This window comes from Xenorhabdus eapokensis, assembly GCF_001908105.1.
The window spans coordinates 96,138-109,908 of the sequence record NZ_MKGQ01000009.1; the positions used below are offsets into that span (position 1 = coordinate 96,138).

At 45.6% G+C, this 13,771-nt stretch carries 11 protein-coding genes; 3 read left to right on the plus strand and 8 right to left on the minus strand.

The features are described 5' to 3' along the window. Positions 1 to 16: 16 nt before the first annotated feature. From lspA to ribF, 3 genes are read right to left on the minus strand one after another with little or no spacing between them, the layout of a single operon-like run. Positions 17 to 529, minus strand: coding sequence for a signal peptidase II (gene lspA / locus Xedl_RS08740; protein WP_074023428.1), 513 nt, complete (start codon positions 527 to 529; stop codon positions 17 to 19). Further along, on the minus strand, positions 529 to 3,342 hold the full coding sequence (gene ileS / locus Xedl_RS08745) for an isoleucine--tRNA ligase (protein ID WP_074023429.1): 2,814 nt from the start codon (positions 3,340 to 3,342) through the stop codon (positions 529 to 531). Before ileS ends, lspA begins: the two co-directional genes overlap by 1 nt. Positions 3,343 to 3,368: 26 nt before the next feature. Then, positions 3,369 to 4,313 carry a bifunctional riboflavin kinase/FAD synthetase gene (gene ribF, locus Xedl_RS08750; RefSeq protein ID WP_074023430.1) on the minus strand — a complete coding sequence of 315 codons (945 nt, stop codon included), beginning with the start codon at positions 4,311 to 4,313 and terminating at the stop codon, positions 3,369 to 3,371. A gap of 348 nt (positions 4,314 to 4,661) precedes the next feature. On the opposite strand from ribF, the gene rpsT reads away from it, so the two are divergent. Next, a complete protein-coding gene (gene rpsT, locus Xedl_RS08755) occupies positions 4,662 to 4,922 on the plus strand; it encodes a 30S ribosomal protein S20 (protein WP_038240544.1) in 261 nt (86 codons plus the stop codon). A gap of 102 nt (positions 4,923 to 5,024) precedes the next feature. On the opposite strand, the gene nhaR is transcribed toward rpsT, so the two are convergent. Together nhaR and nhaA are read right to left on the minus strand one after the other, a co-directional pair. Further along, complete coding sequence (gene nhaR / locus Xedl_RS08760) at positions 5,025 to 5,951, minus strand: transcriptional activator NhaR (protein ID WP_074023431.1); 927 nt, start codon at positions 5,949 to 5,951, stop codon at positions 5,025 to 5,027. A 213-nt stretch (positions 5,952 to 6,164) separates the two neighbouring features. Beyond that, positions 6,165 to 7,361 (minus strand): Na+/H+ antiporter NhaA, encoded by a 1,197-nt coding sequence (gene nhaA, locus Xedl_RS08765; protein ID WP_074023432.1) that lies wholly within the window; start codon positions 7,359 to 7,361, stop codon positions 6,165 to 6,167. Positions 7,362 to 7,568: 207 nt separating this feature from the next. On the opposite strand from nhaA, the gene Xedl_RS08770 reads away from it, so the two are divergent. Further along, complete coding sequence (locus Xedl_RS08770; RefSeq protein WP_074023433.1) at positions 7,569 to 8,414, plus strand: DMT family transporter; 846 nt, start codon at positions 7,569 to 7,571, stop codon at positions 8,412 to 8,414. Positions 8,415 to 8,531: 117 nt separating this feature from the next. Here the strand turns inward: Xedl_RS08770 and dnaJ are convergent, their stop codons facing one another. Then, on the minus strand, positions 8,532 to 9,668 hold the full coding sequence (dnaJ, locus tag Xedl_RS08775) for a molecular chaperone DnaJ (protein ID WP_074023434.1): 1,137 nt from the start codon (positions 9,666 to 9,668) through the stop codon (positions 8,532 to 8,534). A 104-nt stretch (positions 9,669 to 9,772) separates the two neighbouring features. Beyond that, entirely contained in the window at positions 9,773 to 11,683 is a 1,911-nt protein-coding gene (dnaK, locus tag Xedl_RS08780; protein ID WP_074023435.1) for a molecular chaperone DnaK, read from the minus strand. A 348-nt stretch (positions 11,684 to 12,031) separates the two neighbouring features. On the opposite strand from dnaK, the gene satP reads away from it, so the two are divergent. Further along, positions 12,032 to 12,604 carry an acetate uptake transporter gene (gene satP / locus Xedl_RS08785; RefSeq protein ID WP_074023436.1) on the plus strand — a complete coding sequence of 191 codons (573 nt, stop codon included), beginning with the start codon at positions 12,032 to 12,034 and terminating at the stop codon, positions 12,602 to 12,604. Positions 12,605 to 12,946: 342 nt separating this feature from the next. Here the strand turns inward: satP and dapD are convergent, their stop codons facing one another. After that, positions 12,947 to 13,771, minus strand: coding sequence for a 2,3,4,5-tetrahydropyridine-2,6-dicarboxylate N-succinyltransferase (dapD, locus tag Xedl_RS08795; protein WP_074023437.1), 825 nt, complete (start codon positions 13,769 to 13,771; stop codon positions 12,947 to 12,949).

A 13,771-nucleotide genomic window follows, 5' to 3' on the forward strand; every position in this document is an offset into this window, starting at 1 on the left:
ATCATTTTTTCAATGACTAAGTTTTCGAAACTGCTTGCTTGTCCTTGTCATCAGAGCTGATAAAGCTCTCAATGATAATGAGAGCAGCCCCGATGCAAATTGCAGAATCTGCAATATTAAAGGTAGGCCAGTGCCATTCCCCGACATAAAAGTCGATGAAATCGACAACAAAGCCATGCACCAGCCTATCGAACAAATTTCCCAAAGCCCCACCAATCACTAAGGCGTAGGCAATATTGCTCAGTTTTTGCTTGGCATTGGAACGATACATCATTACCAGCAGGATAACCGTGATGGCAACTGCCACCAATGCAAAGAACCAACGCTGCCAGCCACCCTTATCGGCCAGAAAACTAAAGGCTGCCCCTAAATTCTGGGCGTAAGTCAGATTGAAATAAGGTATCAATGGAATGGATTCGTACAGCGTGAAATGCTGCAACACTAAGTGCTTGCTTCCCAAATCCAGGATTAATACCACAACAACCAGCCAAAGCCAGCGAAGTCCGGTGGAACAAATGGGTTTACTCATCAGGCAAATTTACGCTCTTCACCGTTACCGGCAACGTTAGTCACACAGCGGCCGCAAAGTTCTGCATGTTCCGCCACCAGTCCCACATTTTTAGCATAGTGCCAGCAACGTGGACATTTTTCTCCGTCTGCTTTACGCAAAGCGACTTTCAGGCCGGCAATTTCGCTTTGTTGCGCATTCTCATCCGCGGCGGCATAAGCAGCAACGTCAACCTGAGAGGTCAGCAGGACAAAGCGCAGTTCGTCAGACAGTTTGTTGAGTTTTTCCGCCAGAGCTTCATCTGCATAGAGTGTAACAGCCGCTTCCAGTGAACTGCGGATATGTTTATCATTACGAGCCTGTTCCAGCACTTTGTTCACTTCGCTACGTACTACCAGCAGATCAGCCCAGAAAGTATCGTTCATATCTTCGCCATCTGCCAGACCAAACAGTCCGTCATACCACTCTTCGGTAAAGACGTATTGAGCACGTTTACCTGGCAATTCATTCCAAATTTCATCAGCAGTAAACGACAGAATCGGCATCATCCAGCGAACCAGTGCTTCTGCGATATGGAACAATGCAGTCTGGCAGCTACGACGAGCAAGGCCATCACTTTTCGCGGTATACTGGCGATCTTTGATGATATCCAGATAGAAAGAACCCATTTCTACGGAACAGAATTGCATCAGGCGTTGAACCACAGAATGGAAGTCATACTCTTCATAGTATTTAAGGATATCTGCTTGTGCTGCCTGAGCACGGCCGACAGCCCAGCGATCCAGAACAACCATATCTTCTGCGTTTACCATATGCTCTTCTGGGTTGAAACCATTCAGGTTTGCCAGCAGGAAGCGCGCAGTGTTGCGGATACGGCGGTAAGCATCAGCAGAACGTTTCAAGATCTCGTCAGAAACAGCAATTTCGCCAGTATAGTCAGTGGCTGCCACCCATAAACGCAGGATGTCTGCGCCCAGTTTGTTCATCACATCTTGTGGACTGACAGTATTGCCGATGGATTTGGACATTTTACGCCCTTGTTCATCAACGGTGAAACCATGAGTCAGAACCTGGCGGTAAGGAGCTTTGCCTTTGATCGCAGTAGACAGCATCAGTGAAGACATGAACCAGCCACGGTGCTGGTCAGAACCTTCCAGATACAGATCGGCTGAATTGCCGTTGAATTCTGGACGGGCATCCACAACCGAAGAATGGGTACTGCCTGAATCAAACCAAACGTCCAGTGTATCTGGTGCCTTGGTGTAATCTGCGGCTTCATCACCCAACAGGTCTGCTGCGTTCAAATCCCACCATGCCTGAATGCCATCGACTTCGACGCGCTTGGCGACTTCTTCGATCAATTCAACGGTACGAGGATGTGGCTCTTGTGTCTCTTTATGAATGAACAGTGACATTGGCACACCCCAGGTACGCTGGCGAGAGATACACCAGTCTGGACGGTTTTCTACCATTGATTCGATACGTGCTTGTCCCCAACCAGGGATCCACTGAACATCTTTGATCTCTTTTAGAGATTGTGCACGTAAACCATTTTTATCCATGCTGATGAACCATTGTGGTGTTGCACGGAAGATAATGGGTTTCTTGTGGCGCCAGCAGCACGGGTAACTGTGTTGGATTTTTGCCAGACTCAGTAGTGTGCTTTTCTCTTTCAGTAATTCAACAATGATGTCGTTGGCTTTAAAAACAAATTGTCCATCCAGAGATGGATAAGTGCCAGAGAGATAGCAGCCATTCGGGCCAACCGGATTGGCGATTTCAAGGCCATATTTTAAGCTGATAGAGTAATCGTCTGGGCCGTGACCACCCGCGGTATGTACTGCCCCTGTACCAGCTTCAAGCGTTACGTGATCACCGAGGATGGCAGGAACATCGTAGCCCATGAATGGATGGTTGAAGCGCAACAGTTCCAGAGAGGTGCCAGTGCAATCGCCTAAAACTTCCCATGCAGTGATACCCGCGCGTTGCATAACGCTTTCGACAAGATCAGCCGCCAGAATGATGCATTCATCATTGACTTTAACTAACTGGTAGCTAATTTCCGCACCTAAGGCAATTGCACGGTTTGCTGGCAGTGTCCACGGGGTGGTTGTCCAGATGATTAAAGAAACTGGTAGCCCTTGCGGTTGTACGGCAAATTTGGCATACACGGCATCGGCATCAACGGCCGCGAAGCGCACATCAATGGAAGGGGAGGTTTTATCGTAGTATTCCACTTCCGCTTCGGCGAGGGAGGAACCACAGTCAGTACACCAGTGAACGGGTTTGACGCCTTTCAGCAAGTGCCCATTTTTGATAATACGGCCTAGTGCACGAATGATGTCAGCTTCGGTTTTGAAATCCATGGTCAGGTAAGGTTTATCCCAATCGCCCAGTACACCCAGACGTTTGAAGCCCGCTTTCTGTGCTTCAACCTGAGTCATGGCGTATTTACGGCACTCAGCACGGAATTCAGCGGCGGAAAATTTTTCCCCTGGCTTGCCGATAATCTGCTCAACCTTGAGCTCAATAGGCAAGCCGTGGCAGTCCCAACCCGGAATATAAGGCGAATCGAAGCCTGATAACCCCTTGGACTTAACGACAATATCTTTGAGAATTTTATTAACTGAGTGACCAATATGAATATCGCCGTTTGCATAGGGAGGGCCATCATGCAAAATAAACGTTTTCTTGCCAGATTTTGCTTTTCTAATTGCCTGATACAAACCCTCTTTGTACCAACGTTTCAACATATCTGGTTCGCGCTTAGCTAAATCCCCGCGCATAGGGAACCCTGTTTCCGGTAAGTTCAGGGTGTCTTTATAGTCACTCATTATAGATTCTCAGTTCCAATTTTCCGCTAGATACATGACTTGGATCGCTGCAAGAGATAGTCCCTCGCAGCAACCACATCATTTGCGATTTGCTGTTTAAGCGCATCAAGCGAAGCAAATCGCTGCTCATTACGCAATTTTTTACGTAATACCACATCAATATGATGCCCATACAGATCCATTTGGGTATCAATCAAATGCACTTCAAGTTGTAAGCCAAGGCCTGCAACCGTGGGGCGATTGCCTATGTTTGCAACACCCGGTAGGGGATTATCGCCCAGTCCGTGGACTTCAACGGCATAAACGCCCTTAACAGGCGCAACGAGACGTTTCAACGGTAAGTTAGCAGTAGGAAAACCGATGGTGCGTCCCAATTGCTTACCGTGAACAACTCTGCCACTGATGCTGTAAGGATGCCCCAGTAATATTTCAGCCAAGGCCAGGTCATCACTTTGCAGTGCCTGACGAATGGCCGTGCTGCTGATCCTAAGACCGCTGTCACAAAAACTGTCTGTGCTGGCGACATCAAAACGGTATTGTTTACCTGCTTGCTGCAAATAGTGGAAATCTCCGCGGCGATTTTTGCCAAAACGGAAATCATCTCCTATTGCCAGAAACTTAACACCCAGTTTTTCAACCAGCAACTGTGAAACAAAGGCTTCAGGTGAGTTGGCTGCAAAATGTTTGTCAAATTTCACACATAACAGATAATCAACGCCATTTTGAGCTAGATACTTTATTTTATCTCTCAGCCTGGTCAGGCGAGCTGGCGCTTTATCTGCCACAAAGACTTCCAGAGGCTGCGGTTCGAAAATCATAACCATCGTCGGTAATCCGAGACGCTGCCCTTCTTGCTTCAAGTGTTTTAATAAAGCTTGATGCCCGCGATGGACACCATCAAAATTACCAATCGTCAGCACGCAACCATGGTGACGTGCCCGGATATTGTGTATACCGCGAATTAGCTCCATAGCTGGCTCAATACCGTGGAAATTGTCGGATTATACCTTGTACAAAGCTCAAGGTTAACCCACGATCACAAAGGGTTTTAATTAATAACCTGATTCATACAATAAAAATAGGCTAGATGCCCGAAAAATATTTAATTTATCGCATTTCTCTGTGATTCATTCAGTTTTTTATTGCGAAAGACTGTATTCCCTCTGAGTAAGCTGATAAAATCCCGCCCCATCACAACGTAACCAGCGTCGCTGTACAACGACGCTTATTTGCACAAATCCATTGACAAAAGAAGGCTGAACAGGCATATTCCTCGGCCTTTGAATTGTCCTCGATAGAATATATTTGGGAGTTGGACCTTGGCTAATATCAAATCAGCTAAGAAACGCGCCGTACAGTCTGAGAAACGCCGTCAGCACAATGCGAGCCGTCGTTCTATGGTGCGCACTTTTATCAAGAAAGTATACGCGGCAATCGCTGCTGGCGATAAAGAAGCTGCACAGAAAGCATTCAATGACATGCAACCAATTGTTGATCGTCACGCCTGTAAAGGTCTGATCCACAAAAACAAAGCAGCACGTCATAAATCTGCTCTGGCAGCACAAATCAAAGCAATGTAATCATTCGTTTTGATGATGCTAAAAAAACCGGCTCAAAGCCGGTTTTTTGTTTCTGTTGTTTTAAACTCACTAGTTTTAATATGCTGATTTTAAACAATAACTTTAATATAATTTTTCAGGACGACTTTTGGGTGGTGAGCTGAATAAAGCAGAAAAATCTTTGTTACATACGCGCTGAACTGCCGGATGCTGAATCATACGCTCGGCAAAGATGACGTAATATTCTTCCTGTACCGTATCCAATCGACCTATCTCAACAATATCACTATCAGCGAAAATATCATTGGCGTAGAAAGAAGGCGCAATGAAAATGGCGTTGTGATACAAACCAAATGCTTTCATCAAAGCGGCATCATCAAATTCGCCCAGCACTTCAACTTCAAGATTTTTATTGCGTATCCAGGTCAGGAGCTTTCTGCCTAACATAGAGCGGCGCCCCGGAATTAATAAACGGCGCTCTTCCAAACATGCTGGAAAGGGTTTTTCTGGGATCGGTTGGCGGCAGTAAAAACTGATATTACATTCCCCCAATTTCACTGAAAACAATCCTTCCTGTTGAGAAGAATCTACTGGGCAATCGGATAGGATCATATCCAGCTTATGCTGGCTAAGTTGTTCAAGCAGCATTTCATGTGTCGATTCAAAACAACGCAAGTGGATCTTTTCGTGCTCTACAACGGTCGTTTCCAGCACCTTACTCACTAAACGTTTGGACAGCGCATCAGCGACACCCACATCAAACAGCAGATTTGATTCTCGGCTGTAAGTCACGATGTCCATCATTTCCTGACTGAGTGTAAACATCTTATCCGCATAACGGAAAATTAATTGCCCTAATTCTGAGGGCACTAATCCTCTTCCCTGGCGTTTGAATAACTTCCCATCCAGACGCTCTTCTAACGCTTTTATCTGTCCTGTAATGGTTTGTGGTGTCAGATATAGCGCTTCTGCCGCTCCTACAACAGAGCCTTCCTTGCAAACGTGCCAAAAATAATAGAGGTGGTTAAAATTTAAATGTGAAACCCGCATATATTTATCCTTGTGTATTGCCTCGTATCTGTATAACAGCCGTGACCATACATTTCAGGTCGCCAGATTATGGCGTTTTCCTATTGTTCTATCACTATTTTTTATGACTATGAAAATATTCGCGGTATCTCAGTTATAGCATCGCAGTTATAACAGTTTTGCCGCGAATATTAAGAGAATGAATTACCTCGGAAATTCTTTCTATATCTGTGCTTAAATTAATCTATTCATCTGTTTTTGACTACGTTTTTTCTTCGGTAACAATATGGTTAGCAGTCCATAACCGACAACTGCTGCGGTGGTAGAACCCACCAATATACCCAAGCGTGAATAAGTACTGAAGGTATCATTGAGACCTTCAAAGGCCAGACCTGAGATAAAGATAGACATGGTAAAACCGATTCCACACAGTACGGCAACAGCGAAGATTTGTCTCATGCCAATGTTTTCCGGCAATTTGGCGATGCCCAGTTTTATCGAAATCCAACTAAACAGGAAAATACCCAATGGCTTACCAATAAACAGGCCAAGTGCAATGCCTATCGGCAATATACTGGTTAAACCATCTAATGTGACACCCTGTAGTGAAACACCTGCATTGGCAAAAGCAAACAGTGGCAGAATGAAATACGCAACCCATGAATGCAGTTCATGCTCCAGGGCTTCTGAGGGTGAGCTACCTTTTTTATCTCGAAGGGGGATTAAGAATCCAACAATCACGCCAGCCAGTGTGGCATGAACCCCTGATTTCAAGATACACACCCATAAAACAGTCCCTACAATCAGATAAGCGGATGTTTTAGCTATTCCTTTCCAATTCATCCAGACCAATAGCCCAATCATGGCTATAGCCAAACCTAATGCTGCCAAAGATACTGTTTTGGTATAGAACAAAGCGATAATGATGATGACACCTAAATCATCAATAATCGCCAGCGCAAGCAAAAATACTTTTAATGCGGTGGGAACGCGTTTCCCCAACAACGCCATAATCCCTAGTGCAAAAGCGATATCTGTTGCGCAGGGAATTGCCCAACCTTGTTGGGTGATCTCATCACTGCCATTAAACAGCAGATAGATCAATGCCGGAGCCAACATCCCCCCAAGTGCAGCAATGGCTGGGAAAATGGCTTTGTCGCGACCAGCAAGTGAGCCTTCCATGAGTTCCCGTTTCACTTCCAGCCCGACAATGAGAAAAAACACGGCCATTAATCCATCATTGATCCAGAGTAATAATGGCTTGTTGATTTCCAGCGCTGCGAATTGCACTGCAACAGGAAGGTTGAGAAATTGATGATAAATACCCTGCAATGGCGTATTCGCCATAACCAGCGCAATAATGGCCGCTATAATGAGAAAGATCCCTCCAGCAGCCTCTAATTTCAAGAATTGGCGAATGATTGCAGTCATGGATAAATTAACTTATGAAATTGATCAAGGTCATGCATGTTATGGCAGTCATGATATCGGAAAAAGTAGATTATTTATGCGATATCAATCGACATATTCGAATTGTAACATTATGAAATAATGTTTTTCGACATTTTGATAAATTACACTGCATAACAGAAGAAATTTTAATCATTATTTGTACTAACGATATGAGTAAAAGACTCCATGACAACGTTACTTTTCCTGTTTGTCCTTGGCGCAGCGTTGCTACATGCCAGTTGGAATGCTTTAGTTAAAATTAGCACAGATCGGTTCTTGGGCATTTCAATCATTGTCTTCTTTGCCGGAATTATCGCCACATTGGGACTGTTTTGGGTTGGATTGCCATCATTATCCTCTCTGCCGTGGTTAATCTTCTCTGCTATTTTACATACGGCTTATTGCCTGTTTTTAAGCCGCTCTTATGCTACGGGAGATTTGGGGCAGGTATATCCCATTGCCAGAGGTTGTGCACCACTCATTACTGCTTTATTGAGTTGGGGCATTTTACAAGAAATGTTACCGCCCTTAGCCATGCTGGGAGTGGGGCTTATTATCGTGGGGATTATGTTAATTGCTTTTCCACACGGGAAAAATTCTCTTCAACTGGATCGTAAAACGTTAATTGCAGCAATTACAACATCGGTATTTACCGCTGGTTATACTTTATCCGATGGAGCGGGCTCCAGAGCCAGCGGTAATGCTTTGACCTATATCTTATGGCTGTTTGCTATTAATGGTTGGGTAATGGGCGCGATTATGTATTTCCGATATTGGAATATTGCCGGAAAGATGCTTCACCAACACTGGAAACAGGGAATACTGGGCGGGCTGATGCAGTTATTAAGTTATGGCATCGTAATTTGGGCGATGGGTCATGCTTCCATCGTACTGGTTGCAGCATTGCGCGAAACTAGCGTGTTATTTGCCATGTTGTTGTCAGTTGTTATCTTGCGGGAACCGTTTAGCAAAATGCGATTATTAGCTTGTATTGTGATTGTGGCTGGGGTTATTGCTACAAAGCTAGGATAACTTCTCTTTAAAATTGAAGGTAATTTAATAGATTAGAAATCCCGTCTGATTATCAATATTAGAAAGATAATCAGGCGGGATTTATGCGAGATCTCACAAAAGCATTAAATTACTAAATTACTTAGTCAGATCATCAAAAAATTTCTTCACGCCATCGAGGAAACTTTTAGAGCGAGGGCTGTTGGTTTCACCGCTTTTTCCGCCAAAAGATTCGCCCAATTTGCGCATCAGCTCTTTTTGCTCTTCATTCAGCTTAACCGGTGTTTCCACTACGACACGACACAGCAAGTCGCCCTGAACACCGCCACGGACGGATTTCACACCTTTACCTTTCATACGGAACAACTTGCCAGTCTGGGTTTCCGCTGGGATTTTCAGGCTGACACGGCCATCCAGAGTTGGGACTTCAATGTCGCCACCCAATGCCGCAATTGCAAAGTTGATCGGAACTTCACAATAGAGGTTGCTGCCATCACGCTCGAAGATATGGTGAGGTTTGACTTGCACCTGAACGTATAAATCGCCGGATGGTGCACCCAGTTCACCTGCTTCACCTTCACCACTCAAGCGAATGCGATCGCCGGTGTCAACGCCTGCTGGAATTTTAACGGACAGCGTTTTGTATTTTTCAACCCGACCATGTCCATGACATTTACCGCAAGGCTCTTTAATGATTTTTCCGCGTCCATGACACTGCGGGCAAGCCTGTTGAACGGCGAAGAATCCTTGGCGCATTTGTACCTGACCTGCCCCATGACAGGTTGGACAAGTTTCTGGGCTGGTGCCCGCTTTGGCTCCGCTACCGTGGCAGGTATCACAAGATTCTAGTGTAGGAATGCGGATCTCTTTGGTCACACCACGGACAGCTTCTTCCAGGGTTAATTCCATGCTGTAACGCAGGTCTGAGCCACGGCTAGGACGCTGCTGACGACGGCCACCACCGAAAATATCTCCGAAAACGTCACCAAAGATATCGCTAAAGTCAGCTCCGCTACCGAAACCACCTGCACCACCGCCCATGCCACCCTGTTCAAAGGCCGCGTGACCATATTGGTCATAAGCAGCACGTTTCTGAGAATCTGTCAGGATCTCATACGCTTCTTTAATTTCTTTGAATTTACTTTCTGATTCTTTATCACCCTGATTACGGTCTGGATGATATTTCATTGCCAACCGTTTATAGGCTTTTTTGATCTCTTTTTCGTCTGCGGTTTTGGAAACTCCCAAAACTTCGTAATAATCTTTTTTTGCCATCGTATTGTTTACCCTTAACACGCACGCACGGGCGTGGAGTTACCTCAACGCCCGTGCCAGTTAACAAGTAACAGGCGCCCTGTTACTTTGCCCGCTAAGGGCTATTATTTTTTGTCTTTAACTTCTTCGAATTCAGCGTCTACAACGTCGTCGTCTTTCTTCGCGTTGCTTGCGCCAGCATCGGCAGCACCCGCCTGGGCTTGTTGTTGTGCAATTTCCAGCAGTTTCTTGGATGCTTCAACCAGAGCTTGGATCTTCGCTTCAATTTCAGCTTTATCTTCGCCTTTCGCCGCAGTTTCCAGTTCAGAAGTTGCTTTCTCGATTGCCGCTTTATCATCCGCAGTGAGTTTGTCACCCGCTTCTTCAACTTGCTTACGCGTGCCGTGGATCAATTGGTCAGCTTGGTTACGGATCTGAACCAACTCTTCAAACTTACGGTCAGCTTCTGCGTTTGCTTCTGCGTCACGTACCATCTGTTGGATTTCTTCTTCGTTCAAACCAGAAGATGCCTTGATGGTGATGTTTTGCTCACGACCAGAATTTTTGTCTTTTGCAGAAACGTGCAGGATACCGTCAGCATCGATATCGAAAGTCACTTCGATCTGCGGAGTACCGCGCATTGCTGGCTGAATACCATCCAGGTTGAACTGACCCAGAGATTTGTTATCGCTGGCACGCTTACGCTCACCCTGTAGTACATGGATTGTTACCGCAGATTGGTTGTCTTCCGCTGTAGAGAACACTTGACTATGTTTAGTTGGGATAGTGGTGTTCTTAGAAATCAGGGAAGTCATCACGCCGCCCATGGTTTCAATACCCAGAGACAGTGGAGTTACGTCCAGCAGCAGAACGTCTTTCACGTCACCTGCCAGTACACCGCCCTGAACCGCTGCACCCATTGCTACGGCTTCGTCTGGGTTCACGTCTTTACGTGGCTCTTTGCCGAAGAAATCTGCAACGGCTTTCTGCACCATTGGCATACGAGTCTGACCACCAACCAGAATAACGTCGTTAACGTCAGAGACAGACAGGCCAGCATCATTCAATGCAACTTTCAGAGGCTCGATAGAACGTTTAACCAAGTCTTCAACCAGTGATTCCAGTTTTGCACGAGTCACTTTAACGTTCATGTGCTTAGGACCGGTTGCATCTGCTGTGATGTATGGCAGGTTGACATCAGTCTGCTGTGCAGAAGAAAGTTCGATTTTCGCTTTTTCTGCTGCTTCTTTCAGACGCTGCATTGCCAGTGGGTCATTACGCAGATCGATGCCTTGTTCTTTCTTAAACTCGTCAACCAGATAGTTGATCATGCGGCTGTCGAAGTCTTCACCACCTAAGTGGGTATCACCATTGGTTGCCAGAACTTCATACGTTTTTTCGCCATCAACTTCATCGATTTCGATGATAGAGATATCGAAAGTACCGCCACCCAAGTCATAAACCGCGATAGTGCGGTTGCCTACTTCTCTGTCCAGGCCGTAAGCCAGTGCAGCCGCAGTAGGTTCGTTGATGATACGCTTAACTTCCAGACCTGCGATACGACCAGCATCTTTAGTTGCCTGACGCTGTGCATCATTGAAGTATGCAGGAACGGTGATCACCGCTTCGGTTACGGGTTCACCCAGATAGTCTTCCGCTGTTTTCTTCATTTTTTTCAGAACTTCAGCAGAAACCTGAGGTGGTGCGATTTTTTGGCCTTTCACTTCCAGCCATGCATCGCCGTTATCCGCACCCATGATTTTGTATGGCATGATAGATACGTCACGCTGTACTTCTTCGTCCTGGAAACGACGGCCAATCAAGCGCTTAATGGCGAACAGGGTGTTTTGCGGGTTAGTAACAGCCTGACGTTTAGCTGGTTGACCAACCAGAGTTTCACCATCCTGAGTATATGCGATGATAGAAGGTGTGGTACGGTCACCTTCGCTGTTTTCAAGCACACGAGTCGTTGTGCCGTCCATAATTGCTACACAAGAGTTGGTAGTTCCCAAGTCGATACCAATAATTTTACCCATCTAAACGCCTCCACAAAAAATTCATATATTCGGTCAAGTTACTAGCTATATGAGGGCGAATGTTTGCTTTTCAATGGCGCAATTTGCCAGACATTCCTCATTTTGTTTTCCAGCTAATGCCGAAATATTCAGTAGTAACTGTAGTTGAGACTTAGATGGGGTCATTCATCTCATCATCAAGGGGAGAGTTGAAAAAAAATTGAGATTTAATAAAAAAATTTTTCGCAGGCCATTGTGTAGCTGATGTCATCACATTATGATCCGCCGCCTTTTCTGATTTCTTTGTGCAGGAAAGCGCCACGATAACTTTTTTAATATTTTGTTTTACTTATATTTTTTAGGGAAAATATGCATTCTAATCAATTAGCAAATCCAGGCCCACTGGGTTTAATGGGTTTTGGTATGACAACCATTTTGTTAAATCTGCATAATGCAGGTTTTTTCCCATTAGCTTCAGCAATTTTGAGCATGGGAATTTTTTACGGTGGTTTGGCTCAGGTACTGGCTGGCATCTTTGAGTACAAGAAAGGAAATACATTTGCTGCAACCGCATTTACTTCTTATGGCCTGTTCTGGTTGAGCCTGATCGCTTTGCTGTTCCTGCCAAAGATGGGGCTGGCTGAAGCAACAAGTCATGAATTCCTTGGCGTTTATCTCGCTTTGTGGGGGATTTTCACGCTGTTTATGTTCTTTGGTACGTTGAAAGCTAACCGTGTCCTGCAATTTGTCTTTGGCAGCCTGACGCTGCTGTTTGCATTGCTGGCAATTGGCAATATCACCGGTAATGCCAGCATCTTAACCTTCGCAGGTTTTGAAGGCGTTATCTGTGGTGTGAGTGCTTTCTATCTGGCAATGGCTGAAGTTCTGAATGAACAATATGGCCGTACTGTTCTGCCGATTGGTGAAGTGAAACACGCTTAACCGTTTTTAGACAGGATGAGTGATTTATGCTCATCCTGTACTTGACTCATTCCCCTAATCCTACAGCAGTAATCACTTTTCTACCGTGTTAACTCAGGGAAAGAGGCGTGAGTCATGACCTTGCAGCTCAGACAGCCGGAAGTTGTCACAAGCAATGGCACGTCAGTCAATCGCCAGCGCTGTGTATAGCATTGCCAAATAAGTTGTTCAGAGAAATGAGCCTACCGGATATCTAAGGCAGGCGACAATAAACATAACTGAACCGCCGCATACGGACCCGTATGTACGGTGGTGTGGGAGGAGGCTAATCGTGAGATTAGCCCCTATCCCAATTTTCTAAATTTAATCAATATTTCTTAGCAGTTCATTAAGACCGACTTTACCACGGGTCTTAGCATCAACCTTTTTCACGATAACCGCGCAATACAGGCTATAGCGGCCATCTTGCGACGGAAGATTACCGGATACGACGACGGAACCCGCGGGTACGCGACCATAATGGATTTCGCCGGTTTCGCGATCATAAATCTTGGTACTTTGGCCGATGTAAACACCCATTGAGATCACAGAGCCTTCTTCTACGATAACGCCTTCTACAATCTCAGAGCGGGCGCCGATAAAGCAATTGTCTTCAATGATGGTTGGGTTGGCTTGCAAGGGTTCCAGGACACCGCCAATACCAACCCCACCGGATAAGTGAACATTTTTACCGATCTGAGCACAGGAGCCGACTGTTGCCCAAGTGTCTACCATTGTGCCTTCATCCACGTAAGCACCAAGGTTGACGTAAGAGGGCATCAATACGGTATTACGGGCGATATAAGCGCCCTGACGGACAGCCGCAGGAGGCACGACACGGAATCCTTCTTCTTCAAAACGTACCTGATCGTAGTCAGCAAATTTCATCGGAACTTTGTCGAAATAGCGGCTTTCAGCACCTTCCATCACTTGGTTGTCATTAATGCGGAAGGAGAGCAATACCGCTTTTTTCAGCCATTGATGAGTTACCCACTCTCCGTCGATTTTTTCAGCAACACGCAATTTGCCGCTGTCCAGCATTTGAATAACCTGATTAATGGCATCGCGGGTTGCACTATCAACGGTTGTTGGGGTGATGTTAACGCGGTTTTCAAATGCATTTTCGATAGTCGTTTGTAATTGCTGCAT

What these genes read in the sequence shown, in the direction of transcription:
- nhaR (WP_074023431.1), bottom strand. Translation starts at nt 5,951, where the DNA reads ATGCGGGTTTCACATTTAAATTTTAACCACCTCTATTATTTTTGGCAC.
- dnaJ (WP_074023434.1), bottom strand. Translation starts at nt 9,668, where the DNA reads ATGGCAAAAAAAGATTATTACGAAGTTTTGGGAGTTTCCAAAACCGCA.
- satP (WP_074023436.1), top strand. Translation starts at nt 12,032, where the DNA reads ATGCATTCTAATCAATTAGCAAATCCAGGCCCACTGGGTTTAATGGGT.
- lspA (WP_074023428.1), bottom strand. Translation starts at nt 529, where the DNA reads ATGAGTAAACCCATTTGTTCCACCGGACTTCGCTGGCTTTGGCTGGTT.
- ribF (WP_074023430.1), bottom strand. Translation starts at nt 4,313, where the DNA reads ATGGAGCTAATTCGCGGTATACACAATATCCGGGCACGTCACCATGGT.
- dapD (WP_074023437.1), bottom strand. Translation starts at nt 13,771, where the DNA reads ATGCAGCAATTACAAACGACTATCGAAAATGCATTTGAAAACCGCGTT.
- Xedl_RS08770 (WP_074023433.1), top strand. Translation starts at nt 7,569, where the DNA reads ATGACAACGTTACTTTTCCTGTTTGTCCTTGGCGCAGCGTTGCTACAT.
- dnaK (WP_074023435.1), bottom strand. Translation starts at nt 11,683, where the DNA reads ATGGGTAAAATTATTGGTATCGACTTGGGAACTACCAACTCTTGTGTA.
- ileS (WP_074023429.1), bottom strand. Translation starts at nt 3,342, where the DNA reads ATGAGTGACTATAAAGACACCCTGAACTTACCGGAAACAGGGTTCCCT.
- nhaA (WP_074023432.1), bottom strand. Translation starts at nt 7,361, where the DNA reads ATGACTGCAATCATTCGCCAATTCTTGAAATTAGAGGCTGCTGGAGGG.